19 protein-coding genes are annotated in these 25,402 nt (G+C 50.3%); 9 read left to right on the top strand and 10 right to left on the bottom strand.

Going from position 1 to position 25,402, the window contains the following annotated elements:
• Nucleotides 1-325 precede the first annotated feature (325 nt).
• Nucleotides 326-973: a FusB/FusC family EF-G-binding protein gene (locus P40081_RS24740; protein ID WP_042138897.1), complete on the top strand. Its 648-nt coding sequence runs from the start codon at nucleotides 326-328 to the stop codon at nucleotides 971-973.
• Between the two features lie 83 nt (nucleotides 974-1,056).
• Here the strand turns inward: P40081_RS24740 and P40081_RS36620 are convergent, their stop codons facing one another.
• The 4 genes from P40081_RS36620 to P40081_RS24720 form a co-directional block, all read right to left on the bottom strand.
• On the bottom strand, nucleotides 1,057-1,479 hold the full coding sequence (locus tag P40081_RS36620) for a DUF4362 domain-containing protein (RefSeq protein WP_052421980.1): 423 nt from the start codon (nucleotides 1,477-1,479) through the stop codon (nucleotides 1,057-1,059).
• Nucleotides 1,480-1,571: 92 nt separating this feature from the next.
• Nucleotides 1,572-2,189, bottom strand: coding sequence for a hypothetical protein (locus P40081_RS24730; protein WP_042138896.1), 618 nt, complete (start codon nucleotides 2,187-2,189; stop codon nucleotides 1,572-1,574).
• A gap of 11 nt (nucleotides 2,190-2,200) precedes the next feature.
• Nucleotides 2,201-2,722, bottom strand: coding sequence for a matrixin family metalloprotease (locus tag P40081_RS24725; protein ID WP_042138895.1), 522 nt, complete (start codon nucleotides 2,720-2,722; stop codon nucleotides 2,201-2,203).
• 242 nt (nucleotides 2,723-2,964) lie between these two features.
• Nucleotides 2,965-4,311 carry an MFS transporter gene (locus tag P40081_RS24720; protein ID WP_042138894.1) on the bottom strand — a complete coding sequence of 449 codons (1,347 nt, stop codon included), beginning with the start codon at nucleotides 4,309-4,311 and terminating at the stop codon, nucleotides 2,965-2,967.
• Between the two features lie 175 nt (nucleotides 4,312-4,486).
• Here P40081_RS24720 and P40081_RS24715 point away from each other — a divergent pair, with 175 nt between their 5' ends.
• Nucleotides 4,487-5,698 carry a helix-turn-helix domain-containing protein gene (locus P40081_RS24715; RefSeq protein ID WP_042138893.1) on the top strand — a complete coding sequence of 404 codons (1,212 nt, stop codon included), beginning with the start codon at nucleotides 4,487-4,489 and terminating at the stop codon, nucleotides 5,696-5,698.
• Nucleotides 5,699-6,059: 361 nt separating this feature from the next.
• On the opposite strand, the gene P40081_RS24710 is transcribed toward P40081_RS24715, so the two are convergent.
• The 5 genes from P40081_RS24710 to P40081_RS24690 all read right to left on the bottom strand — a co-directional run bounded on the left by P40081_RS24710 (nucleotide 6,060) and on the right by P40081_RS24690 (nucleotide 13,231).
• Nucleotides 6,060-7,811, bottom strand: coding sequence for an ABC transporter substrate-binding protein (locus P40081_RS24710; protein WP_042138892.1), 1,752 nt, complete (start codon nucleotides 7,809-7,811; stop codon nucleotides 6,060-6,062).
• Between the two features lie 76 nt (nucleotides 7,812-7,887).
• The gene (locus tag P40081_RS24705) at nucleotides 7,888-8,790 is read right to left on the bottom strand and encodes a carbohydrate ABC transporter permease (RefSeq protein ID WP_039306448.1); all 903 of its coding nucleotides are present in this window, start codon (nucleotides 8,788-8,790) and stop codon (nucleotides 7,888-7,890) included.
• Between the two features lie 9 nt (nucleotides 8,791-8,799).
• Entirely contained in the window at nucleotides 8,800-9,756 is a 957-nt protein-coding gene (locus P40081_RS24700) for an ABC transporter permease (protein WP_039306445.1), read from the bottom strand.
• Nucleotides 9,757-9,843: 87 nt separating this feature from the next.
• The gene (locus P40081_RS24695; RefSeq protein WP_042138891.1) at nucleotides 9,844-11,448 is read right to left on the bottom strand and encodes a response regulator transcription factor; all 1,605 of its coding nucleotides are present in this window, start codon (nucleotides 11,446-11,448) and stop codon (nucleotides 9,844-9,846) included.
• Complete coding sequence (locus P40081_RS24690) at nucleotides 11,441-13,231, bottom strand: cache domain-containing sensor histidine kinase (RefSeq protein WP_052421979.1); 1,791 nt, start codon at nucleotides 13,229-13,231, stop codon at nucleotides 11,441-11,443. Before P40081_RS24690 ends, P40081_RS24695 begins: the two co-directional genes overlap by 8 nt.
• A 424-nt stretch (nucleotides 13,232-13,655) precedes the next feature.
• On the opposite strand from P40081_RS24690, the gene P40081_RS24685 reads away from it, so the two are divergent.
• Nucleotides 13,656-17,216: a DUF5695 domain-containing protein gene (locus tag P40081_RS24685; RefSeq protein ID WP_081970080.1), complete on the top strand. Its 3,561-nt coding sequence runs from the start codon at nucleotides 13,656-13,658 to the stop codon at nucleotides 17,214-17,216.
• Nucleotides 17,217-17,343: 127 nt separating this feature from the next.
• On the opposite strand, the gene P40081_RS24680 is transcribed toward P40081_RS24685, so the two are convergent.
• The gene (locus P40081_RS24680) at nucleotides 17,344-18,234 is read right to left on the bottom strand and encodes an AraC family transcriptional regulator (RefSeq protein WP_042138890.1); all 891 of its coding nucleotides are present in this window, start codon (nucleotides 18,232-18,234) and stop codon (nucleotides 17,344-17,346) included.
• A 170-nt stretch (nucleotides 18,235-18,404) separates the two neighbouring features.
• On the opposite strand from P40081_RS24680, the gene P40081_RS24675 reads away from it, so the two are divergent.
• From P40081_RS24675 to P40081_RS40120, 6 genes are all read left to right on the top strand, one after another.
• The gene (locus P40081_RS24675; RefSeq protein ID WP_042138889.1) at nucleotides 18,405-20,369 is read left to right on the top strand and encodes a glycoside hydrolase family 127 protein; all 1,965 of its coding nucleotides are present in this window, start codon (nucleotides 18,405-18,407) and stop codon (nucleotides 20,367-20,369) included.
• A 546-nt stretch (nucleotides 20,370-20,915) separates the two neighbouring features.
• Entirely contained in the window at nucleotides 20,916-21,503 is a 588-nt protein-coding gene (locus P40081_RS24670) for a TetR/AcrR family transcriptional regulator (protein WP_052421978.1), read from the top strand.
• 32 nt (nucleotides 21,504-21,535) lie between these two features.
• On the top strand, nucleotides 21,536-22,768 hold the full coding sequence (locus P40081_RS24665) for an MFS transporter (protein ID WP_042138888.1): 1,233 nt from the start codon (nucleotides 21,536-21,538) through the stop codon (nucleotides 22,766-22,768).
• Nucleotides 22,769-22,939: 171 nt separating this feature from the next.
• Nucleotides 22,940-24,367 carry an MFS transporter gene (locus tag P40081_RS24660; protein ID WP_231575184.1) on the top strand — a complete coding sequence of 476 codons (1,428 nt, stop codon included), beginning with the start codon at nucleotides 22,940-22,942 and terminating at the stop codon, nucleotides 24,365-24,367.
• Complete coding sequence (locus P40081_RS24655; protein WP_042138887.1) at nucleotides 24,336-24,914, top strand: TetR/AcrR family transcriptional regulator; 579 nt, start codon at nucleotides 24,336-24,338, stop codon at nucleotides 24,912-24,914. The genes P40081_RS24660 and P40081_RS24655 overlap by 32 nt, the downstream gene beginning before the upstream one ends.
• Before the next feature lie 157 nt (nucleotides 24,915-25,071).
• Nucleotides 25,072-25,266, top strand: a complete 195-nt coding sequence (locus tag P40081_RS40120; RefSeq protein WP_039306418.1) for a DUF6199 family natural product biosynthesis protein — start codon at nucleotides 25,072-25,074, stop codon at nucleotides 25,264-25,266.
• Nucleotides 25,267-25,402: the final 136 nt, after the last annotated feature.

Below are 25,402 nucleotides of genomic sequence, written 5' to 3'. Positions count from 1 at the left end.
GATGCTTAAGATCACAAAACTCCAAATGGTATCGGGTACAATATGCTGGTGCGGTGTATCAAGGGGAATGATAGATAAGAGATTATCAATTGTAGGCTCCGCAATTTCCTGCTATACTTTTTGCATGTTATTGGATAGGGGGTTACACTGATGGCAACGAATTGCTCATTAGCTAGGAAGTCCTCATGCAGAGCCTGATCTGGGGCGATACTTTGCGTGGGGTGCGGCAGGAAGATCTTGATCGCCCAAACTGATTTTATCGTTTCTAATTAGCAGGCTCTGCACCTTATTGGATTGACCAATATGAATAAGGGGCTGAAGAGCTGTGACTACAACATTTATTAGAAACCATCAATATAATTATATTAAGAAACAATCGGATTTCGTGCTCAAAACACTGCGGTCTGTAGCAGATCGCCGTGTCCTGGAGACCGTAAGGTACAGTGCTGAGGTGAATGTGACGGAGGCATTTTCTTCGCTGACTACCGAGCAGGAGCAGATGCTGAAGCCTATCTCCACCCTGGAGAAAGCCGAGGATTTCCAGCAGTATATCAGCGGCTTCGAGCCTTATCTGGAGCCATTTCCGCCGATTACACTGAAGCAGATTCAGAAGCTGTTTCCCAAGAATAAGAAGATGAAGCTACCTGATCTTGCATCGTTTGATTTCCGTTATGTAACGTATCTGGCCTGGGCAGACATTGCCACGAATAAGCTGTTCATTGTCTATCCGTACGAAGGACAATTCATCGGTGTAGAGGGCAGAATAATACCGACCCACAAGAAAGGCTATTGCCTGTTCTGCAACCGACAGCAGGATCTTGCCTTCCTTACAGTCAAGACCAAACCTGAGCTTGCTTCAGCCGATAACATTGCTTCTGTGGGGCAATACGTCTGCATAGATAATCATGGATGTAATCAGAGTATCACCAATATAAGCTCGCTGGAGAGGTTCGTGCTCTCGGTGCAGAAATAGCATGATATAGCTGCAAAGGGACTGCCCATAGGAATACGGGTCAGTCCCTTTGTCTTAGTCCATGCCTCCAGCACTTGCATGGCTTACTTAGATGGCTGCTTTGCACTAAACCACTTACCCGTTTCATCGTCAGCGCAATCGGCTAAGTGATAGACACCATCGACATTTGTGATACTGCTGCACAGAGTATTTGCCTGCAATTTATCTCCATTTTCATCCTCGCTGTTGTCATAGGTATAACTGATTTTTTTCTGATCCCGTTTATATTCAAGCGTGTGGAAGATAGGATCTCCTTCATCTGTATATTTTGCGATTTTAACAGTGGCATCCTGACCATTGTTGTAATTTTCCACGAATTGTTCGAAATACGTATAGTTAATAATCTCACCTTGAACATATACAACATAACCTTTCTTTGCAGCCGCTTCATAATGCATTGAATTTGAGCAAGCTACTATAATTAACGACATCAGCAACATATATATACATACTCTTAACATCTTCATTCTGTAGCCCTCCATTAAACCGTTTAACAAAAAGACGATAGAACGTCAAAGAATGTTTCTGACGTTCTACCGTAAAATTGTACTAATTTATCCTATTCCAAATTCAAATCTGTTAGTGCTCTGACTTCTTTTAGTTCCTCTTGATCTACGGCAGCAGGAATCAATGAACCATTAGCTTCATCAATTTCAAATTTCCCTTGATAGGCACCTGTAACTACATATGTTCCTTGTGCTTCGGGGATGGGTCCTTCATATTTCTCCAAATAAACTATAGCTTTATCTCCAATTTTCAAAACACTTGAATCCTCGAACACATATTCCGTATTGTTGTAATTACCACCAGTTTCCAGAATATTCACTGTGTCAATGGAACCGCCTTTATAATGTTCATTTACATTGGCATTTGATACGGTAAATATTACACCCTCATATTCAAAAGATTTAGAATCATTCACCTCAACTTCATAAATAGCATCTGAACCATAAGTGAGTTTAGACACTGTATTGAAATTTTCGGCCAGGTCTCCATGATATTCTACAACCTCTTTTGGGGAAGCTGTAGAAGTTACTTTATCCGTTACATTATCTGTTTTATTGTAACTCGACTCTGCGTTAGTAAGCGTTTTGTTATCGTTAACAACCATTACAACTCCCAATAATAATACAACTGTAATTATTGAATAAAAATATTTGTTTCTGAATTTTCTCATAATAACCTCCATTAATATAGGGACTGAACCCCTTGAATATCGTCAAGCTGTGGAGTTACAACTACTCTTCCATCTTCGAATGTGCACATTAAAGTCCAGGTGTTTGTAGTATGACCTAATCCAAAGACATGTCCTAATTCATGTCCAAAGACTCCTTCTCGTGTCACTGCACTCATACTACCCATGTAATATCTGTTTGCTCTTACCTCATCTAAATAGTCGTAACTGCTAAAATTGACATGATGATGAGACGTCTCAGCATTCCAGCCTGTATTACCGTAATCATTATCTGAGAACTGTATTTCATTATAGGTGGGTGCAACAGCGGTATATGAGGCTCCCACGGCACCAGCCCAGTCGTTCATTGCTGCTGCAGCTGGACCACTATAATTAGCCGATAATATCGAATAATACGTAAAGTTCATATCCGGAAACGGGTTTGCATTAGCAGAATAGGTATAAGCAAAAGTGCTGGATGGTAATACTGCAAAAAATATGAGAAGGGTACACACTATTGGAGCTATTTTTTTCATATTCTATTTCTCCTTTTATTATGTGGTAGCTTAAGAAAACTAACAGCGCTGTAAATCAAGTATATCATCCTAAAATAATATATATATGATATTATTTTCCTATTAATTTCGAAAATTTTCAATCTTTTATAACAATAAAATGAAAATTTAGTATTTTATTGTCTAAAAATGTTTCTTTATCTCTGGAAAGGTAGCATCATTGATGGTACAAGTTACTATACCTGCTATGTCTCCTCAAGGAGTTACGCCCCGGCCTGCTCCACCTCTGCATGAATTCCTTGCTGCTCATCAGCATTACTGCTGATTAAGCCTCTCCGCCCGATCAGAGTTACCGCCAGAATAGCCGCTCCGGAGGCCAGCAGAATAATGGACCCTGGAATCCAGTCAAGCAGCACTCCATAGAGCAGCATGCCCAGCGGAGCGATGGAACCGGCGATACCTTCAACCAGCCCGAATACCCGCCCGCGATACTCTTCTTCTATACTCTGCTGTAAGTACACTTGAATCGGAATATTGATGATCATAATGACGACACCGACCAGAATCAATAGCGGCAGGAAGAAAAAGAAGGTAACGGCAGCGGTGAAATGAAGCAGCAGCGGAAGCGCCATCGCAAGGAACAGCAGCCCCAGTGCGCCTAGACCTCCGATAATTGTATTTACCGGATTGTTGCTCTGGCGGAGAACGGTGAGGAGCAGGGACATCAGCAGCATGCCCGCTGCCAGCATGGCTTCAAGTATACCGTATTGCTTCGAAGACAGCCCCAGGGTCTGTACGGCCACAAAGGGCAGCACAATATTCAGCGCGACTACAAAGAAATTAATCCAGAACACGATAATTAGGAGGGAGCGGATAACGGGACGGCGGATTACATAGGAGAAGCCTTCTTTCAGATTCGTACGGACCTCAGCAGCAACGTTGCCCAGGCGTTCGCGAAAGGGCGGATTCCCGGTTTCGGCAGGCCCATCTGTAAGCCTAGCTTCAGATAAGGCTTCCGGAGCAGGTTTAAACTTCAGCATGCAGCCCATCACGGTCGAGATGGTAAGCCCTGCCGCGTTCAGCAGCATGAATTCTTCAAGCGGGAGGAAGGCGTAGAGCATACCGGCGAGAATGGGAGCCAGCAGGTGGCCGACAGAACTGGCAATTTGATTCAGGGACCCGGTACGTTGGATGGAATCACGGTCAACGAGCATCATCATGGAAGAGGAGGCGGAGATACTGTAGAAGGTAGCGCAGATTGACAGAAGGATCAGTGAGATATAAATCGGTAAGAGGGACATACCCTCAATGGAGACGGCGGCAAAGGAAAGCAGCATAATTAAGACACTTGCAGCATCTGAGCCGATCAGCAGCTTGCGGCGGTTCACCATATCGGCCACCACGCCGGCGAAGGGCGACAGAATAATACTGGGCAGCATACCGCACAGCAACGTAACCGCAAAGCTGCTTCCTGAACCGGTGAGCTGCAGAATATACAGGCCGACAACAAAGGTGTACATACTCGAGCCGAGAACAGAAGCGAATTTTCCGCTGAAGAAAAGAATGATATTGCGGTTGGATGCTGCTGACACCGGCGTTGGTTCAGACATTACAAGCACTCCCTTTTCCGAAAGTTAAATTATATTAAACTTATTGTAGAGGCTGGATCTGATTATTGCAACAAAAAGTTTAATTATATTTAACTTTTGCCATGATGCGGCTTTTTCTCGCTTGAATATTAGGCTATACTGGAAGAAAAGCAACCAAAGAAAGTTGGCACAGCAGATGACGACTAAACTGACAATCGGTGACAAAGTCAAACAAATGCGTAAAGCCAAGGGCCTTACGCAGACTGACCTGGCCGGAGAACATATGACCAAAAGCATGCTTAGCCAAATCGAGAACGGACGGGCGTTGCCTTCGATGAATACGCTGCAATTCCTTGCCGGGCGGCTGGGCACAGATGCGGGTTATTTCCTGGAGGGCGAGCACGAAGCGGAGCTGGGCCCGCTGGTCCGTAAGATCGAGCAGCAGTACAAGGCGAAGCAGTATAAGGAGATTGTCGCGGAAATCCAGCCGCTGATGAAGGACACGCTTCCGATGGCAGTGGATGCCGCACGGCTGATGGAGTTTTATGTGGGCTCCTGTTACCATACCGGAACAGAGGGCGGAGAAGAAGGTATTGAACGGGCCGTTGAAATCTATGAGCGTTTCGGTTTATTTGTAGAGCGTGCCAAGATTCAGTATTTGGCATATGCTTTAATGTTTGCCAAGAGCAGATACCAGGATGGCCTGGAGCTGATTCGCCGTGTCCGTAAGGAATATGTGAGCAATAAGGTAGGCAACGATTTTTTATTTGAAATCGATCTTTATTATGCGGAAAGTGTTACGTTGTCTGCACTGGCAGATTACTCCGGCAGCCGGGAAGCTGCCTTGGCGGCACTTAAGCTGTCGCACGAAGAAGGAGTCTACTCATTGTCTGATCATCTGTACCGTCTACTCTCCCATCTGGCCCTGCTTCACAATGATCTTGAGCAGGCAGAGGCATATTTAAGCAAGGCAAAGCTGTTCGCACAGTTCACAGAAGCTGCGGAATCACTGGAGCTGGTACACCTGGGCGAAATCAGACTGGCTCTTGCCAAGCAGAGTTACGGGGAAGTGCTGACGTTGGCGGAGAATTATCCGGCGAAAGACAGCCAGTTCATGCCTTTTGTCCATATGATGACGGGGACCGCGCTCTACCATCTGGAGAGGGATGAAGAGGCACTGGCGGACTTGTCCAAAGTAGTCTTGAACGACCAGGTCTATCATCCGCTTGACCGGGTCGACCTGCTCACTGCCTATGCATACAAAGCGAAGATATTCGCGAAGCAAGGCCTGATGGAGGAAGCCCGCTATGAGGTAGAGCTTGCCTATGATCAGGTGAAGGATTATCCGCCTTCCGAATATGCGGACTTAATTAGACAGACCTACCACGAGCTGTATAATGCCCAGTAAAAAACCAACCGTGCAGCTTCCCGCACGGTTGGTTTTGCTTGTGAACTATTGGTTCAACTATAAATCTTTAGAGAAAAGGAATTACTAAAGAGACTAACGAAAAGCGAAAAGAAGCGGAGGGGAAATTTGGAACTCTAGGAGCGATAGCGACCGCCCGAAAGCTTTCCGTAGGAAAGCTCGCATCGTAAGCATAAACAGTCACCGGATTTCAACCGCGAACAGCGGATTAGATCAAGAAATCTGGTGACAACAGCGGCCGGAAGTCCAAATGTTCACCGCAGGGACGAGTAAGCTTCAAGCCAAACTCTTAAGTACCCCTCCTTTACTCTAATCATTTCAGGCTCAAGCAATAATGAACACCCTATTTGGCACTCCACAGCTCCACGCGGTCCTGCACGTATTTGGTGTAGCCTGCTTCCATTTTCTTAACGCCGGCTTTCTCGAGGTCGGCCATGTAGTCATCCCAGATTTTATCGAATTCAGCCGGTTTGGCCAGAATAGCCTGCGGGATGCGTTTCCACGTAATATCTCTCATTTTATTGCCCAGAATGGAGACTTCATCTTCACCGGGGAGGGCAATGTTCCAGGCTGCCCCGTACGCTTTCTCAGCGAACTCCTCCTCTTTAGGGAACAGATCCTTCCAGGTAGTGGCATTGTAAGCTGCCAGCGTTTCTTTCTCGACGTCGCTGTAACCGAGCACCAGCTGCTCAGGGAAGTTCTTGGTGTAATAGTTGCCGGTAGAATCCTTGGCTCCGTCGCCATAGTGAACCATCATATTCCAGTAGAAGCCGATGCCGGTCTCCTTCGTGAAGGCCGTGTTATCATTGTTAATGCGGTCCTGCACTTCGGCAGGGACAACGCGTTTGCCGTTCTCTACTACATAATGTTTGCCCTCAATGCCCCAGTTGTTCAGGATCTGTCCTTCATCGGAAGCCAGGTAATCCAGGAACTTAATCGTCCGGACCGGATCAGGGTTGGTGGTCGAGATGGAGATTCCGTAGCCGCCCATGAAGCCGGTAGGCCAGAAGCTGGTTTCTTTGTATTCACTGGTCAAGGTCACAGGATAATGGCCGTAGGTTTGATCGAATTTACCGGCAGTCTTCAGAGCCTGCTGCGCGTCATTGTAGTCCCAATCCTGGTCAATCAGGCCAAGCACACGTCCAGTGGCCACTTTCGCTTTGTACTGGTCGTATTTCTGCACGAAGCTTTCTTTATCCAGCAGGCCAATGTCATTCATATGGTTCAGCCAGCGGAAATATTCTTTCTCTTCGGGACGGCGGAAGTGGTAGATCGCTTCATGCGTCTCCTGATCAATGAAATATTCCCCGTCATCGGAACCGCCGGTAGTCGCCACTGCAGGATTGGTTACGGAAATGTACATATGCCAGTCATCTGCGTTCAGCGATACGCCGATATTCTTGTTGCCGTTCTCATCGGTCGGGTGTTTCTCCAGGTAGGCCTTGATTACATTCTCATAATCCTGTACCGTCTTGATCTCCGGATATCCGGCTTCCTTCAGCACCCTGTGCTGCAGCTCAAAGCCTCCGCCGGCAACGAATTTCTTCTCATTCACAGCAGCCCAGGTAGGGATGGCATAGATGGACTGGTCTTCGTTCGTGTATTTGGCCCGGGCCAGATTGTCTCCAAGCACCCGCTTGATATTAGGCGCGTATTTGTCGATCAGTTCGGTCAGGTCAATGACAGCGCCGGCATCCACCAGCTTCCCGATATCCGCTTTGGCCGAGATGATGTCGGGATATTCCCCGCCGGCAGCAATCAGCGCGATCTTCTGCTGCGGATCGCCTACGGCGAATTCGGCATCGAGAGTGACGCCTGTTTTCTCCGTAAGGACGGTACTGACTTCATCCTTCATATTATTCCAGTTCGGATTGGGATCTTCCGCGAAGAAGGAAAGTGTCAATGGACTTAAATCTTCGGCTGCTGCCGTAGCTTCTGCTGTGGCCGCCGCATTAGTGCTATTGGTAGCTTCAGTACCGGTATTCCCAGCCGTATTCTTGCTGTTATTATTGCCCCCGCCGCAGCCGGCCAGTACACTGAGCAGCAAGGTCAAGACCATTAGCGCCACATACGGTTTCGCTGTCTTTCTTGTCATGAATAGAAACCCTCCCTTTGTCTGGTGAGAACATATTGTATACACAGGCGTCAGCCTGATGATACCGGTGAGCGGACTAGCTTTTGACCGAGCCCAGCGTCATGCCTTTGACGAAGTAGCGCTGCAGGAACGGATAAACAATCAGAATAGGTACGGTGACAACAATCGTGATTGCCATTTTGACCGATTCCGGGGAGATCTGCGCCATCACTTCGGTCATATTCCGGCCACGGAAGTTATCCGCATTGGTGGTGGTGCTCTGAATGACCTTCATCAGCTCAAACTGCAGCGTCGTCAGTGCGTCATTCGAGCCGTTATACAGGTAGGTGTCAATCCAGGCATTCCACTGGCCGACAGCCAGGAACAGGGCGATGGTTGCCAGCGCAGGTTTGGTCAGCGGCAGAATCACCCGCCAGTAGATGGTGAAGTCATTGGCCCCGTCCAGCTTGGCAGATTCCTGCAGGGCGTAAGGCAGGCCGTCGATGAAGGAGCGGATGACGAACACATTAAATGCACTGACCAAGCCGGGCAGGACATACACGCCGAAGGTGCCCATCATATGCAGATTCTTGATCAGAATATAGAAGGGAATCAGTCCACCGGATACATACATCGTCAGCGCCAGAAAGGTGGAGACGAACCTGCGGCCCTGAAAGTCCGCCCGGCTTAAGGTGAAGGCCAGCATCGAGGCGCTAATCAGTCCGAGCAGGGTTCCGATAAGGGTACGCAGGACAGAGATCTTGAATCCGGTAATGAGACCGGAGAAGGCGAAGATCGTCTCATAGTTCTTGAAGGTGAACATCCGGGGGTAGACCGTAATCCCGCCCTTGATGCTATCCGTGGAGTCATTGAATGAAATCGCCAGCACATTGAGAAAAGGGTACAGTGTGGCCACAGTCACCACCGTAATCGCAATATAGACTACCAAATCGAAGATGCGGTCCGACCAGGACGCGGCGGCCAGTTTTTTGATCAGCATAAGGGCCTCCTAAATGATGCTTTCCTTGGTTATTTTTTTGAAGATACCATTGGCCGTAAACAGCAGAATCACACTGACCACCGAGTTGAAAATATTAATGGCCGTCCCGAAGGAGAACCGTCCCATACCGAGCCCGTAGTTCAGCGCATATAAATCCAGTGTCTGCGAATAGTCGCGTACCAGATTGTTGCCGAGCAGGAATTGCTTCTCGAACCCGATGCTGATGAGATGGCCGATGGAAATGATCAGCAGGATGACGATCGTCGCCCGGATGCCCGGCAGTGTAATGTTCCGCACCTGCTGCAGCCGGCTTGCCCCGTCCACTCTGGCGGCTTCATACAGCTCAGGGCCGATCCCCGATATTGCGGCGAGATAGATGATTGTGTTCCAGCCCGTTTCCTTCCAGACATCAGAGGCGGTCACGATTCCCCAGAACAGATTGCCTTTGGCCATGAACTGGACCGGTTCACTAATAATATGGAGACTCAGCAGCAGGTCATTCACTGCGCCGTTGTCGGTGGAGAGCATCTTGGTAATGATCCCGGCGGCTACCACCCAGGACACAAAGTGGGGCAGATAAGACACCGTCTGGACGAACCGTTTCAGCACCTGCAATCTGACCTCATTCAGGAGAATGGCGAACAGGATAGGAATGATGAATCCGGCCAGCAGCCCCATGAGGCTCATCGCCAGAGTGTTGCGCAGGGCATTGAAGAATTGCTCATCCTGGAAGAGCTCCCTGAAATACTGCAGGCCGACCCATTTCTGCTCAAAAAAAGATTTGCCCGGCTTGTACTTCTGGAAGGCCATCATCCATCCCCATAACGGCAGATAGCTGAAGACAAAGGCCCACAGGACAAAAGGAACCGCCATCATATAGAGATATTTCTGCTGCCGGAATTTGGCCCAGAAGCGTGAAGCGGGTTTCTTGAGCTCCGGCTTCATTGCGGGGGTAATCGCTTTCATTTATGTCCCTCCTTCGATATGGCTTTATCATAATCTTCCGGGAAACGGGGAAACACCCGAAGATTTAAGCGGGAAAACAGGGGGAAATCAGTTCTTTTCGTAAGCGCTTTCTGAAAAATCATCCTCCTGCAGTGAATCCTTCCGGCGGTAGACAGAGGGGGAGAGGCCTGTGATTTTTTTGAACTTCTCACGGAAATAATCCACATCGCTGAACCCGACTTCGCTTGCGGCCTGATGGATTTTGCAGCCCTGATCCAGCAGTTCCTTGGCTCTCTCGATGCGTACTTTGTCCAGATAACTGTTGAAGGAGCTGCCTGTACTGCTCTTGAATAGCTTGCCGAGGTACGCACTGCTGTAAGAGAACACGTCAGCCAGGGTTTCCAGCTTCAGATTCTCGTCATAATGCCTTTGAATGAGGTCCAGCATCCGCTTCATTAATACATCCATCTCATCGCGGATAATTCCGCCTGCATATTGCTCCAGCAGATCCGTGATATAGCGCTGCAATTGGGGAAGCGAGGTATGCCTGTAGATTTGCTGGATTTGCCCGTCCACCCGGCTCTGCGCCTGGCCCAGCTCCTTAAATTCCAGAGAGAGCTTATTGAAAAGTGCCGTAACCGTCCGGACGTAATAGGATTTCACAGCCATCTCCGATAAGCCTGCGGCAGTCATGATATCCCCGGCTTCCTGGATCAGGGAAGGGATTACGGTGAGGTTCCCGGTATCCATGGCAAAATACAGCCGGTCCATCACCGGTGCGAGGCTGCTCTCCGCATCCGGGAGCTTAGCCGGAAGTCCCGTCTTCATCTTCAGCGAGTCCGGACCGATCATCCCCGGCTCATCATAGAAGAAATGATCCTTCATCCGGGCCAGCGCCGATTGATGGGAGACGGAGAGCTCATCCAGGCTGTCCACCATGTCTCCGGCGGTAATAATACATTCCAGTCCCTCGGCGGCGGATGCTTCGCGGATATTCTGCACGATTAATTTGCGGACCAGCTCCTTCTGATAAGAGGGCTGCAGCAGCACGCCCAGATAAGAATCCAGCGAGAAGACAATGCCCCAGCTGTTGTTCTCGAAGCTTGCCGTCAGCCTGGCCTTGACGGCGGTGGAAGGTCCGTTATCCGCATGATCCTGGAGCAGCAGCCGGATCAGGACTACCTGATAGGAATCCCAGAGCAGGCCGGATTCCATTGCCGGGTCCATCAGTGCTGGCGCTGCTGGGTGCAGGCGGCTCTCCATCAGCAGGGACTGGACGAGCATCTCCCGGCTCCATACCTTGACGGCGGCATGATTCCTGCGGTCTATAGTCCGTGCATTCAGCACGTCAGACAGGCTGGACAGATACTGCTGCAGTTCATCTTCATCGACAGGCTTAAGCAGATAGTTATCGATGCCGTAAGACAGCGCACGCTTGGCATAGCTGAAGTCGGCATAGCCGCTCAGGATGACCATATGCATATCCGCCTCGTCATCCTCCCGCAGCTCCCGGATCAGCTCCAGTCCGTCCTTCCCGGGCATGCGTATATCGATAATCATCAGATCCGGGGAATACAGCTCAACCTTATACCGCGCTTCAATCGCGTTGGCCGCCGTATCCACCACCCGGTAGCCAAGGCTCTCCCAGTCCAGCAGCGTGACAAGCCCTTCACGGATAGACAATTCATCATCAACAATTAATACACTATACATAAGAATCACTCCTTAGGGGGATGGCGAAGCTGATCTGCGTGCCGTATCCGCTCTGACTGGCCAGGTTCAGGCCGCATTCCGGGCCATAGGTCAGCTGAAGACGCAGGTGGATATTGCGCATTCCGATATTATTGGTTTCATAATCATCCTTGTTGTCCAGCATTTGCCGGATTTCAGCGATCCGGGCAGCTGAGATCCCTATTCCGTTATCCGATACCTCAACCTTGAGCAGGGCATTCTCGACCCTGATGTCTACTCTGACCATTCCGCCGTCCATCCGGTTTTCCAGTCCGTGAATGACGCAGTTCTCTACCAGCGGCTGAATAATCAGCGGAGGTATTTGTATGGCATTCGCTGCCGGATCTACATACAGCTCATAGGCGAGCCGGTCATTATAGCGGAATTTCTGGATGATCAGGTAGCAGCTTACGGTCTCCAGCTCACTTTGCAGCGCTATTCTCCCGTTGCCTACCTCCAGATTCTTGCGCATCATCTTACCCAGCAGCCTTACCACCTGGGAGATGTCGGTCTGGCCCCGGGAATGGGCTTTCATCCGGATCGATTCCAGGGCGTTGAACAGAAAATGAGGGTTGATCTGGCTGGCCATCATCTTGAATTTAATCTCATTCTGCTTCAGCAGGGTGGCGTTCTTCTGGCGGTTCGATTCCTGCACCTCGCTCATCAGATCGTTGATATTCCTTACCATATGATTGAATTGCCTTGCCAGCTGGCCGATCTCATCCTTGCCGTCTATCACCAGCCTCGCCTCCAGATTCCCGGACGCGACCTTGGAGATATGCTTGCTTAAGTGCAGCATGCGTCCGGTGAGCAGCCGTGAGAAGTAATAGATCAGGATAATTGCCAGAATCAGAGCCGAGATAATGACCATAGACGCCAGTGAGATAATCCGGTTGGGCTCACCCACAATGCTCTCTACCGAGAAGATGGAGATAATCCGCAGGCTGTTCAGGCTGCCCCCGGGGTGCCAGTCATCGATCAGCATTTTGGAGGGCTTGCCGTCAATCCTTACATCGGCCGGCCCTTGTCCGGGAAGGGGAGACAGCGGTTTGAAGTCGATGTCCTCCAGCGTCTTGCCCAGCGTATCTGCACGGTTCGAGGCAACAATGTTGTCGTTCTCATCAACGATAATTGTCTCGAAGGTCTCCTGATCCAGAATGGAGTTGAGCCTCTCCGTATTCACATTCACAATCAGCACGCCGGTCGTCCGCTGCTTCAGGAAATCGATCTTGCGGATCAGGCTGAGATAATACTTGCCGTTACGGTTGTCGCGGATATAATTCCAGCAGACCAGCCCTTTCTGGGCAAGGGCGGTCTGATACCAGGACTCCTGCGTTACTGCGGCATCTGCCTGGAGGAACTCCCAGTTGTCCAGCACCGTCGGGTTGTCAATGTACAGCCGGATGCTCGAGATTTCTTTGTATAGCCGGACGAATTCCCGGAAGTCCGGATAGTCCCAGTAAGCCTGCACCACATCATAGACCGATTCATAACGGTGGTTGGCGGCTTCCTCCAGCCGGCTGTCATTGGACAGCCGGTAGGCGATATCGAGCGGGACATTCAGCATCTCGCCGGTTCTTTTTTTCACCCGGTCTACATTGGCTGTAATCTGCTCCAGTGCGTTGTCCAGAGCCATATTCCGCAGTTCACTCGTCAGGAACACCCCCACAATCAGCACCGGAATCAGGACCACACAGCCAAAGGATAGAAAGAGCTTGGTCCTGAGCTTCAGATTGTTCATCAGGGTGATGATACGGGTATACACGAATACAATCCCCTCCGTCAGACTATAATTGTTAACGCTTACATAAGAGTATATCTGCAAACTGTAAACCAATATATGTAATCTATTTGGTTTTTATTGTCTTCATTTATGGAATTTGAGGAAATCAGCGTTTCCCCTTACTGCAGATTAAGCCGGAGGGTGGGAACGGGAACTACGGTAACGGCCGTCATTCCCTGTGAAGCAGGTTGAAATGGTTAAAAATGAGGTTGTAATCCGCGATTTTTTTTCGCCGGATAGCATGTATTATTGTAGGTGAATTACTATAATTTTGAAATACATCGACGGGTGCAAGGCCTGGCCGGGAGGGGAGGAAGAGTCCGCAAATTCGAAGATTAATAGAGGAATTCCAGTAAAGTGGAGGAAGAGACATACTGTACATTCCGCTTTTCAAGGAGGAACCGCAATGCCGGGAAGAATGAAATCCCCATTCGTGAAAAAGACGCTGCTAAGCGCCGTATTCACCACTGCAGCCTTAAGTTTACTGTGGTTTGCCCAGCCCGTCTTTGCTTATGATCTGTCGAACAGCAATTTTCAGGTCAGTACCGGTACCAACGGCGACATTACCAGCCTGAAGCTGACCGGAGATAACTTCCCCACAAACTATGTCATGAATGCCACCAATGCCCCCAACCAGAATACGGCAGACCACCAGTGGCTCGGAGAGCTGATGTTCACTTACCGGCTGAACAATGGCGCCTGGACCAAAGCCTTAACCAATAAATCAGCCGACGGCCGCACGCAGAGCCAGACCGGCAATACGGTCAACATCATCTACCAGAATTCCGCGAATGCCGAGGGCATCCGTAATTTCCGGGTGAATGAAAGCTATTCTCTCGTAAGCGATTACTTGCTGTGGCAGATTCAAGTGACCAACACCAGCACACAGACTCTGGAGATCGGTGATTTCGGCCTGCCGCTGCCCTTCAACGAATTCTGGACCGGCGGAGGCAATGAGCAGATTTATGAATCCAGGGTAGTTACCCAATCCTTCATCGGCAATAACAGCTCCTATGTGACTGCACAGCGCCCAAGCGGCATTGGCCCTTCCCTCCTGCTGGTGCCGGATGCCACCACCGGCGCAGGCTTCGAGTATATGGATAACTGGCGCATCCAGGATCATGCGGGCAGCAAATGGGCGGGCGATCAGGGCGGCTGGGTGGAAGGCCTCTCGGTCTACTACATCCACTCTAATGTGATTAAGAGTACGGGGCGCGGCTACCTGCCGAACAGCAGCCTGACACTTGCCCCGGGAGCAAGCAAAACCTATGCCTTCAAATTCTTCAAATCAGCCAGTGAGCAGGCTACCAAGGACCGGCTGTACTCGGAAGGGCTGATTGATACCACGGTAGTACCGAGCTTAGTCGTGCCAACTAACCAGACGGCCAAATTCGACCTCCGCACGTCCAAGACTATCACTTCCGTAACTGCGCAGTATCCGTCCGAAACGACGGTGACTTCCCTTGGAACAACGGCGGGGGATCACAAGCTGTACTCCCTGCAGATGAATCATCTGGGCCCCAACAACATCACAGTCAATTATGGCAGCGGAGAAAAGACGACCCTGCAGTTCTACGCCATTGAACCGGTAGATACGGCGCTCCAGCGCCATGCCACCTTCATGGTGAACAATCAGCAGTGGAACGTGCCTGGGGATATCCGGGACAAGGCCTTCGATGACTGGATGATGCAGACCAATAGCAAACGCAATAATTTTGCCGGGTACTGGGGCTGGGGGGATGACTGGGGATATACACATGCCCAATTCCTTGCCGAGAAGAACGTCCAGAAGCCTGTAACCTCAGAAATAACCGCACTCGACCAGTATCTGGAGACCACGATCTGGACGAACCTGATGGCCGGCCATCATACCGATTACCTGGTGCCTGACTTCCTCATGGCCGCGCCGAACACTACACCGACCTACCGGGGGTACGCTTACCCGCATATCTACAATACGTATTTCAGCATGTACAAGATTTCCAGGCTGTACCCCGGCCTGATCACCTATACGCAGCCCAGCAATACTTATCTGCTGCGGGCATATAACATTATGAAAGCGCTCTATGATGGTCCTGTAGCCTACAACTGGAATACGGGCCTCATGGGCGAGGTGACTACTCCGGAGATCATCAAGGCTCTGCAGGCAGAGGGCTATACTACCCAGGCCAACGATATCATTGCCAAAATGAATACCAAATACAACAACTTTGCCAGCACAACCTATCCTTACGGCTCCGAATACAACTATGACAATACCGGCGAAGAAGCCGTGTACATGCTGGCGAAGATGAATAACAACAATACAATTAAGAGTAAAATCAACACCAAAACCCGTGCCGTCCGCGGAAAAATGCCGGTATGGTACTTCTACTCCGATCCGGTAACGATCAACGGAGAGCCATGGTGGCAATTCCAATACACCGCAGCGCTTGCCGGAACGGCAATGGATGACTGGGTGCGCAATAATTCCACTGCTCCGGAAGTAGAGCAGCGCTTAACCTATGCCGCCAAGCTCGCGAATCTGACCGCGATCAACTCGGGGCAGATCAGCTCCGATCCGGCAGATATCGGGGCCGTATCGTGGACGTATCAGGCGATGAAGGGCAACAACGGCGCACTGGGCCTTGACGGCGGACCGCTGTTCAATGGCTGGCGCGGCATGTCCGGCGAAGCAGATCTCGGCCTGTTCGGCGCGATCAAGCTGCTTAGCTCCGATGTGGCAGTAGACCCGATCTTCGGGCTGTACGGCTACGGCTGCGAGGTTACGGAGAGCGGCGGGAACTACATCGTTACACCCAAGGACGGCGTATACCAGCGCCTGAATCTGATCACGGAGAAATGGGGCATGAGCCTGGAGCGGGACAAATACACTTTGGCAACCGTCGCTAAGGCGAAGACCAGTGCCAGCTTCACGCTCAGCAATGCAACACCGGGGACCGCACATGTTACGAAGGTGGCCTTTAACGGATTTGCCCCCGGAACTTATAACGTAACGGTGAACAATGTGGCATCCGGCAGCTTCACGGCAGTGAACGGGCAGACTGCAACCGCCAGCCTGAATATCGGCACGGGGTCTTCCTATGAAGTGAAGATCCAGCAGGGAACTGCCGCCCCGGTCTCCTCCATCGTTGTCAACTACAACATGAACCAGTCCTCCGGAACAACGGTTACGGATTCCTCTTACGGCTTGAACCATGCGGTGCTGACCGGAACTTCCACCTGGGTTACCGGCCGCACAGGCGCAGGCAACGCGCTGAATCTCAGCGGAACCAGCGCTTATGCCTCACTGCCGGCAGGCGTGGTCAGCCAGCTGAACGACTTTACGATCTCCGCCTGGGTTAAGATTACGTCTAATAGTGACTGGGCGCGAATCTTTGATTTCGGCACGGGAACAACCGCTAATATGTTCCTGGCACCCCAGATTGGCGGCGGCGGGATGCGCTTTGCCATCACCACCGGCGGCAACAGCACCGAGCAGCAGCTTACAGCAACTGCACCGCTGGCCACCGGAGCATGGAAGCATGTCGTTGTGAGCCTGTCCGGCACGACAGGCCGTCTCTACCTGGACGGCGTACAGGTTGCCGTCAACACGGGCATGACACTGAAGCCTTCCAGCCTGGGCAATACCACGCAGAACTTTATCGGCAGATCACAATACGGTGATCCGAATCTGAACGGCGCTGTCGATGATTTCATCATCTTTAACCGTGCCCTCAGTGCTTCGGAGATTACCGCACTCTTCGGAGGGACGATGCCTGCGCTGTCGGCTTCCGCTTCCATGGAGGAACTGGATGCGCTGCAGCCGGATTCCGGGCTTGCCCTGCCGCCGCTTGACGAAGCGGATGGACAGCAGCCGGACGGCGAAGTCACTCCGCTGCCGGATAGCAGTGCTCCTGATCCAGGTGCACCGGAGGTTCCTGTGACACCTGAAGCACCGGTAACACCTGAAGTGCCTGTAAGCTGATCTACGGAAGTCTTCCAGGAGAAATGCATATCGCAAAGAGGGAGAACCCTTGAGATAGGGGACTCCCTCTTTGGTGTTTATGAGGCGGACTGAACGGCTGTCCTGGAATGGGGCCGTCTGTGCACGCTCAGCGTTTCCGGATAAACCTGCTGCGGAAGTCCGACGGGGACAGGCCTTCCTTCTTGGAGAAGCAGGAGGAGAAATGGGAGACATGATGGAAGCCGACCTCTTCGGCAATCCGGGTCACAGACCAGGAGGTCTGCAGCAGCAGACGCTTCGATTGCTCGACCCGGTAGTTCTGGAGATAAGCCATAGGCGTCATGCCGTAAGCTTTCAGCATGCTTTTGGCCAGATAGTTGGAGTGGTAATTCAATTCCTTCTGCAGCAGCGGATTGTTGATGTCCTGGGTATAATTGCGGCGGATATAGAGCTCAATGCGTTCGGCAAGCTGGATGGCGGTAGCATCAGAGGGGGAGGCGAGGTCACGGTCCAGATGCTGGAGGAAGGACTGAAAGGAAGCCTGGCGCTTCCAGTTCCGCAGGGACTGCGGCTCATGCTCCTGCTCGAAGAACAGGTTCAGCACCTCCATTGCCTTGGCTGTAATCTTCATATGCTTGGGGATGTAAATGGAACAGACATCGGCATGATTGAGGTAGGCCTTCTGCTTATGGCTCTCAATTAAGGCACTCTGGTTGTCGAGACATTCATCCATGCTCTCACATTCCTTCCAGCTGCCAAAGGTCTGGAAATGAATCCAGATAATCTTCGTATCCCCGGTGCAGGGAGCGCTGCCGTAATGATGTCCGTCCGGACGGAGAATGAGGATCTCGCCTTCCTTCAGCTGCCACTCCTTCCCGTCCTCAACGACCGGCAGGGTTCCCTTCAGCACAACAATCAAATCGAATACCCCGATGCAGTTGCGGTCGATGTGATAATCACCAGCCGTATAAGAGGCGTGTCCGCAATCTATGAAGTAAGGAATCGGCGGGGAAATGAAATGGAGTATCGGTGAGAGCATTTGATAAGCCTCCAGTAGGTTGAAATGATGAAAAATAAGGTTGGAAATCCTCGTTTTTTCTCATGATACAACATGTATTATTATTAATAAAGCGCTTTCTTTGAAGTTGGAAAGATGAAAGGAAAGGGCTCGGCAATAATTGATGAATCCTGAGAGGAGCGTTCCATATAATGAATGTTATTACTACAGCCGCATCCGGCAAGGTTCAGATCCAAGATGTGTTCTGGTCCGAATATATCCGTCTGGTCCGCGAAGTTATGGTTCCTTATCAGTGGGAAGCACTGAATGACCGTATTGAGGGGGCTGTTCCCAGCCATGCGATCCGCAATTTCAAGATTGCTGCCGGACGGGAGGAGGGCGGGTTCAACGGAATGGTCTTTCAGGACAGCGATGTCGGCAAATGGCTCGAAGCGGTTGCTTATCTTCTGGAGACCCGGCGGGATTCCGCACTTGAGGACATTGCCGATGAGGTAATTGAACTACTGATTGCCGCCCAGCGGGCTGATGGCTATCTGAACACCTACTTTCTGCTAAAGGAACCGGGGCAGGAATGGAGCAATCTGGCGGAATGCCATGAATTATATTGCGCCGGACATCTGATTGAAGCAGCAACAGCTTACTACCGGGCTACGGGGAAAAGAAAGCTGCTGGATGCGGTCAGCCGCTATGCCGATTACATAGCTTCCGTATTCGGAACCGGACCCGGCAAGCTGCACGGGTATGACGGGCATCAGGAGATCGAGCTGGCACTTGTGAAATTATTCCATGCGACAGGGAAGCGGGAGTATTTGGAGCTGGGGCGTTATTTCCTGGAGCAGCGGGGGCAGCAGCCATCTTATTTCGAAGAGGAATGGGAGCGGCGCGGCCGTACCTTGCATTTCCCGGAACTCGACATAGTGCATGATCCCCTCTACAACCAATCCCATGTTCCGGTCAGGGAGCAAGCCACTGCAGAGGGACACGCGGTCCGCCTGGTGTATATGTGTACAGCGATGGCTGATATCGCCCTGGAGACGAAGGACGCGGGACTGCTTGCCGCCTGCCGGAAGCTGTGGGATAACATCGTGAATAGAAGGATGTATATTACGGGCGGCATCGGGTCCATGGAACAAGGGGAATCCTTTACGGCCGATTATGATTTACCGCCTGATCTGGCTTATGCCGAGACCTGTGCATCTGTAGGGCTGATCTTTTTTGCCCGGCGTATGCTGGCCCTGGATCATCACCGCAAATATGCGGATGTGCTGGAGAGAGCCCTCTACAATACCGTAATCAGCGGCATGTCGCTGGATGGGACCAAGTTCTTCTATGTGAATCCGCTGGAGGTGTACCCGGAGGTTCTGGGCAAGAACAAGAATTATAAGCATATACAAGCAGAGCGCCAGGGCTGGTTCACCTGCGCCTGCTGCCCGCCCAATGTCGCGCGTCTGCTGGCTTCGCTGGGAGATTACATGTATTCTGCGCAAGGGGATACCTTATACGTGGAGCTCTATATCGGCGGACAGCTGGAAACGGTGGTGAACGGGCTGCCGTTAAGGCTCGAACAGCATTCCAGTTACGTTACGGATGGCAAGGTCCGCTTTGTGGTCGATCCGGAGCAGGAGCGGGAATTCACCATAGCCCTGCGCATGCCGGAGTGGAGCAATGAGGCGATAGTATCCATACAAGGCCAGGCCCGTACATACAGCGGCGGAAGTGCTGACGGGTATATTCATCTCACCCGCAGCTGGGCGTCCGGCGACGCCATTGAGGTGTGCTTCGCGATGCCGGTGCACCGGATGAAGGGACATCCGCATATCCGCCAGATTTTCTTCAAAGTCGCCCTGCAGCGCGGTCCGTTCGTCTATTGTCTGGAGGAGGCAGATAACGGAAAGCGGCTGTACCAGCTGCGTCTGCCTGCCGGGCAAGCCTATACTCTTGCCGAAGAACCGGGATTCCCGGCGGGCATTCAGACGCTGAGCGTCCCGGGGATCAGGGCACAGCCGGAAGGGGAGTGGGTAGCGGAGGGATTGTACAGCAGCGGAGCCTCCTGGACCGGCCGGGAGGTGCAGCTGAAATTCATCCCTTACTTTGCCTGGGCCAACCGCGGAGCTGGTGAAATGTCCGTCTGGGTTGAGGAGGAAGCTGGCAGATAAGTGGATATACTATTCCTGCTGTTGTAGAACAGAATTTAACGGTGTAGCTTAATAGAGTAACCAGAGTAACCAGAGTAATCAGAGTAATCAGAGTAATCAGAGTAATCAGAGATGTCCTCCGAGCCGTTGCATGGCTGGCCGGGGCATCTCTTTGTGTATGGGTACCCCTCACACTCCCTGCGGTCCATCAGCGGCAGCACCTTTGCGGACTGAAGGGCCGTTATTTCACCAAACCAGGCCTTTTTGCAGGCTATGCGGACTCAGATGCACTTATCAGACCCGGCTTCCCTCATTTTAAGCCCGAGAGAGCAATATAACGGCTCCACTGAGTCCGCAACAGGCAGTGAAACAGGTTTTTCCGCGAAATAAGGTCCTCTGAGTCCGGATAGCTCTGCGGGAGGACGCGTTCGTTTGCACTCCGCCGGCTAATCTACTCCTCATGAATATTATTTTAAATTTACAAATATGAATTTTTATTAGATAATATAACGAAACGTATCGTATCGTTTATTCATAGGCAATAACAGCGATTCAGGGGGTGAACCATTGAACACGGACATACACATAAATGTGAAGCACAAGGAAGCCCGCAGCAAACAGGGGATTCTGGAGGCGACGATTGAGATGCTCGCTGCAAACAATTATTCCTCTTTAACTATTGAGGCAGTGGCGTCACAGGCCGGAGTAGGCAAATCAACCATTTACAGATGGTGGAACAATAAAGCGCGTCTTGTACTGGATGCGTTTCTTATGACCGCGGAATCCGAGTTTGATTTTGACGCCGATAAACCGGTTCAGGATAACTTCAGGCAGCAGCTAGAAGCTTTGGCGCGTATTCTGAACAGCCCGATCGGGAAGTCCACCTTAACCATCGTTACGGAGAATGATGGGATTGCGAAAGATTTTTACAACCTATTCTTGATCACTAAGCGAAATACAGCCAAACAAGCGCTTCAGGCAGCCATCGATAAAGGTGAAGTGAAGTCGGCGCTTAACCTGGATGTCGTCCTGGATCTGCTCTATGGTCCCATTTACTTTCAGATTCTGATCTATAAAAAAATCCCGGATGAGGATTACATCAACGATCTGCTGATCCATGTGATGAATGGAATCGCTGCTGCTACGGCAAATTAAACAAACTATTAAAACCGGGGGAGCTTTACTTCATGAATCAGACGATAAGCAAGCAGAGCGGCAATTCAAGCTACTCTTTAATGACGGTCATATTATTCTGGTGCGGATTGGTCATCTTAACCAGCATGTATATCACAATTCCTTTGGCCGATGTATTTACGCAGGCCTTTCAGATCAGCCCGGGTGAGGCCGCCTGGATCGGAAGCTCGTTCTCACTCTGTTATGCGCTGGGTTGTCTGCTCTACGGACCGTTCTCAGACAGATACGGACGTAAAATATTCCTGGCGGCAAGTATTATCGGGTTAACTTTAGTCACCGTTGCGATCGGATTTGTGGATAGCTTCTACGGGCTTATTGTCCTCAGAGGGGTTCAGGGGCTTATTGCCGCTGCATTCGCGCCGATTTCACTCGTGTATGCCGGGGAAATGTTTCCTCCCCATAAAAGACTCACAGCTCTCGGATTTATAAGCTCCGGGCTGCTGATGGCAGGCATTGTAGGCCAGGTGTTCAGCGGGCTGGTTAACGAATATTGGGGCTGGCACGAAATTTTCTTCATTCTCGGAGGGGTGTACGGGATTACGGCAGTCATTGTCATTCGCTTTCTCCCGAAGGATGAATTGCACCGCCCGAAAGAAAATGTGCTGCTAAAGTTCAAGCAGATGGCCGGGCTGCTCAAACAAACACAGCTGCTGCTGGCTTTCGCCATAACCTTTGTGCTGTTGTTATCCTTGGTCGGGATGTACACCGTATTAGGAAGTTATTTAAGCTCAGCCAAGTTTGGACTCTCCGCACAGGCAATCCTTTCGATTCGTGCAGCGGGCATCGCCGGAATGCTGTTGTCACCCTTCTCGGGAAGAATTGCCGGGCGGCTGGGGATGGCTGCCGTTCTGCGGGGCGGATTAGCTTTAGCTTCAGCAGGGCTGCTTGCTTTAGCCTTAAACCCGGGCCTGCCGGTTATTATCCTGATGAGTGTTGTTTTTGTGGCGGGGATTGCCCTGGTAACTCCCGTGGTTATTTCCATCGTCAGCCAGCTGGGCGGGAGTGCGCGCGGATCGGCAATTTCATTCAACGCCTTTATTCTGTTCTTAGGCGCCAGCACGGGACCCTTGTTAGCCCTGAAATTATTAAAGACGGAGAACTACCCGCTTTCCTTCGGGATTTTGGGGTCAATTATTTTCCTGGGATTCCTGGTTTCTCTTCTATTAAAACTACAATCCAGAAGGCCTGTCACAAGTGAAAAGGTGTCTGCTGTACCGGCAGAGTAACAGTTACAGTGCGAAGGCATGCGATGATTCCATCGTATGCCTTTTTAAGTTGATATTCTTGAATTAGCCGCTATCCGTTGACAATTTATAAAAAAGTAAGCTATTATCCATTTAAATGTCAGTAAGTACTGACAGTCATTATTAAAAGCAGAAACGAGGCGAATGAATGTAATGGACGATAACGTTCAATCAAAGGATAGTATGCGGACCAATCATGGTATGCCATTAATGCGTATTCTTGTTTTCACACTGATCATCTCCGTCATGAATGGAACGATGTTCAATGTGGTTCTTCCGGTGATCAGCAGACAGTTTCAGCTTTCGCCATCGCAGGTGAGCTGGATCGTGACCGGTTATCTGATTGTATATGCCATTGGCACAGTGACCTTCGGCAAACTGACGGACAAATACAGCTTGAAGAATCTGCTGACATTCGGGCTGTTGTTCCTTTCTGCCGGCTCCATAGTGGGGCTACTTGCTACCGAGTATTGGATGATGATCGCCGCCCGTATTCTGCAGGCTGTTGGGGCATCGGTCATTCCTGCGCTGGCCATGATCATTCCCATCCGTTATTTTGCACCGGAAAAGCGCGGCCGGATGTTAGGCACCAACGTAATCGGGACTTCTCTTGGCGCTGCACTAGGCCCGATTATTGCCGGCTTCGTGTCCACTGCCTGGAACTGGCAGGTGCTGTTTGTGATTCCTCTACTGTCGCTGTTTACACTGCCGTTGTACCGCAAATATCTGGATGATGAGAAAGGGAAAGACAGCACAATCGACTTCATCGGCGGAGTTCTGTTGGCAGGAACGATTGCTGCCTTATTGCTTGCGTTGACCAACGGAGGGAAGGGGTATGCTGTGACAGGGGTTGTTATGCTGATCTTGTTCATGGTGCGTATCCGCTATGCTGCTGATCCGTTCGTCAAACCTGCTGTGTTCCGCAACAGACCGTTTACCTTCGGTTTAGCGATATACTTTGTGATGGCTGCTATAGGCTTCGGGACTCCGTTTACTACCCCTCAGCTGCTATCCCAGGTGAACCAGCTCTCGCCAGCCGTTACGGGGATCATTATGCTGCCGTCGGCGCTTGTCACTGCATTTATGGGGCGCAAAGGGGGCAAGCTGGCGGATGAGAAAGGCAATCCTTTTCTGCTATATACAGCTGCCAGCATTCTTATCTTTGGTTTCTTATGCTTGTCTTCTGTTGTGGGGATGTCACCGGTCTTTATTTCGGTCTTTCTTATCTTCAGTGTGCTCGGTCAATCTTTGATGCAGATTGCTTTGACGAACACCGTTTCACGGACACTGCCGAAGGAGCAGATCGGAATTGGGATGGGCCTCTTGTCCATGTTTAATTTCATTGCCGGGGCGGTCTCTGCCGCTGTCTTCGGGAAGATCCTTGATATGGGCACAACTGCTATTCATCTGAACCCGTTCCCGCACAATAGCACTGCCTTCGTATACAGCAATATTTTCCTGGCGCTCGCGTTATTGGTTGCTGTAATGGTCTTGCTCTTCTTCCTTCAATTCGGGCGCAGTGCTAAAATACAAAGCGGAGGTGGATTAAGTGAGCGAAGACAGCAGTATAAGCAACAGTGACAAATTGCTGCTCGCAGCAATCGATTTAATTGCAAGCAAGGGGTATAAAGGGGTAACTACCCAGGAAATAGCTGCCGCAGCCGGATTCAGTGAGAAAACATTGTTCCGCCACTTTGGAAGTAAACAGAACCTGCTCGAAGCTGCCTTTGACCGTTTTCATTATGCTGAAGAAATGACCAGGCTGTTTGATGAGAAACTGATCTGGGATTTGCAGACAGACTTGCTGCTGATCAGCCGGACCTACCATGAAATCATGAACCGCAACCGGAAGATGATTATGATCAGCGTGAAGGAAGCGGATAATTTACCGGGGTTCAGTGAAAGAACTTTGAAGCATCCCAGACAATTTATAAGTATTTTGACGAATTATTTCACGGTGATGGCCGGCAAGGGGAAGCTGACCGATGTCAATCCGGAGATTCAGGCCTATTCCTTCATCTCGATGAATTACGGGGTTTTCGCCAACAATCTGGATATTGGCACAATCTCACTTGATGCATTCATTAAGGAGAGTGTACAGACCTTCACCAGGGGGTTAATCCCTTAAGGAGGAGGTTTACCAGTTCACTTGAAGGAACAAACGGCGGGAATTATGGAAAAGGATCAGTTACATGAAACAGAAACATACAAAATTAATTCTTTTACGTTACAATATAAATAACCAGGGAAATATGGGAATATATATATAATTATGGAGGTGTATAATGTGGATTTTCATAGTTGTATTCACAGTGTTGGGGATTGTAGCTCTTATTAGCCCGCGAAGTTCATGGTATATGTCAAACTGGTGGAGGTTTGAAGGAGAGGTTGAACCAAGTGCTGGCTCTTTGATTTTTTATCGATTGGGAGGGTTTATCTTTCTTGTAATTGGTATTGTGTTGCTATCGAAAGTTCTCTAACGAAAGCCGATCGTATCCATTAGGAATACTTAAAAAACACGCTATTAAACCTCCACTAAAATGGAGGTAATTGGATTCAATTAAAGAGTGAAGATTCCCCCTCTTATAATTATAGCCGTACACGTGATGGTGTGAT

This window comes from Paenibacillus sp. FSL P4-0081 (assembly GCF_000758565.1).
In the GTDB taxonomy this organism is placed as follows: Bacteria; Bacillota; Bacilli; order Paenibacillales; family Paenibacillaceae; genus Paenibacillus_AQ; species Paenibacillus_AQ phytohabitans.
This window is presented reverse-complemented; position numbering and strand designations above follow the sequence as displayed.

Excerpts from the sequence above, each read along its gene's own strand:
- P40081_RS36620 (WP_052421980.1), bottom strand. The coding sequence starts at position 1,479 with ATGAAGATGTTAAGAGTATGTATATATATGTTGCTGATGTCGTTAATT.
- P40081_RS24730 (WP_042138896.1), bottom strand. The coding sequence starts at position 2,189 with ATGAGAAAATTCAGAAACAAATATTTTTATTCAATAATTACAGTTGTA.
- P40081_RS24725 (WP_042138895.1), bottom strand. The coding sequence starts at position 2,722 with ATGAAAAAAATAGCTCCAATAGTGTGTACCCTTCTCATATTTTTTGCA.
- P40081_RS24720 (WP_042138894.1), bottom strand. The coding sequence starts at position 4,311 with ATGTCTGAACCAACGCCGGTGTCAGCAGCATCCAACCGCAATATCATT.
- P40081_RS24715 (WP_042138893.1), top strand. The coding sequence starts at position 4,487 with ATGACGACTAAACTGACAATCGGTGACAAAGTCAAACAAATGCGTAAA.
- P40081_RS24710 (WP_042138892.1), bottom strand. The coding sequence starts at position 7,811 with ATGACAAGAAAGACAGCGAAACCGTATGTGGCGCTAATGGTCTTGACC.
- P40081_RS24705 (WP_039306448.1), bottom strand. The coding sequence starts at position 8,790 with ATGCTGATCAAAAAACTGGCCGCCGCGTCCTGGTCGGACCGCATCTTC.
- P40081_RS24700 (WP_039306445.1), bottom strand. The coding sequence starts at position 9,756 with ATGAAAGCGATTACCCCCGCAATGAAGCCGGAGCTCAAGAAACCCGCT.
- P40081_RS24695 (WP_042138891.1), bottom strand. The coding sequence starts at position 11,448 with ATGTATAGTGTATTAATTGTTGATGATGAATTGTCTATCCGTGAAGGG.
- P40081_RS24685 (WP_081970080.1), top strand. The coding sequence starts at position 13,656 with ATGCCGGGAAGAATGAAATCCCCATTCGTGAAAAAGACGCTGCTAAGC.
- P40081_RS24680 (WP_042138890.1), bottom strand. The coding sequence starts at position 18,234 with ATGCTCTCACCGATACTCCATTTCATTTCCCCGCCGATTCCTTACTTC.
- P40081_RS24675 (WP_042138889.1), top strand. The coding sequence starts at position 18,405 with ATGAATGTTATTACTACAGCCGCATCCGGCAAGGTTCAGATCCAAGAT.
- P40081_RS24665 (WP_042138888.1), top strand. The coding sequence starts at position 21,536 with ATGAATCAGACGATAAGCAAGCAGAGCGGCAATTCAAGCTACTCTTTA.
- P40081_RS24660 (WP_231575184.1), top strand. The coding sequence starts at position 22,940 with ATGGACGATAACGTTCAATCAAAGGATAGTATGCGGACCAATCATGGT.
- P40081_RS40120 (WP_039306418.1), top strand. The coding sequence starts at position 25,072 with ATGTGGATTTTCATAGTTGTATTCACAGTGTTGGGGATTGTAGCTCTT.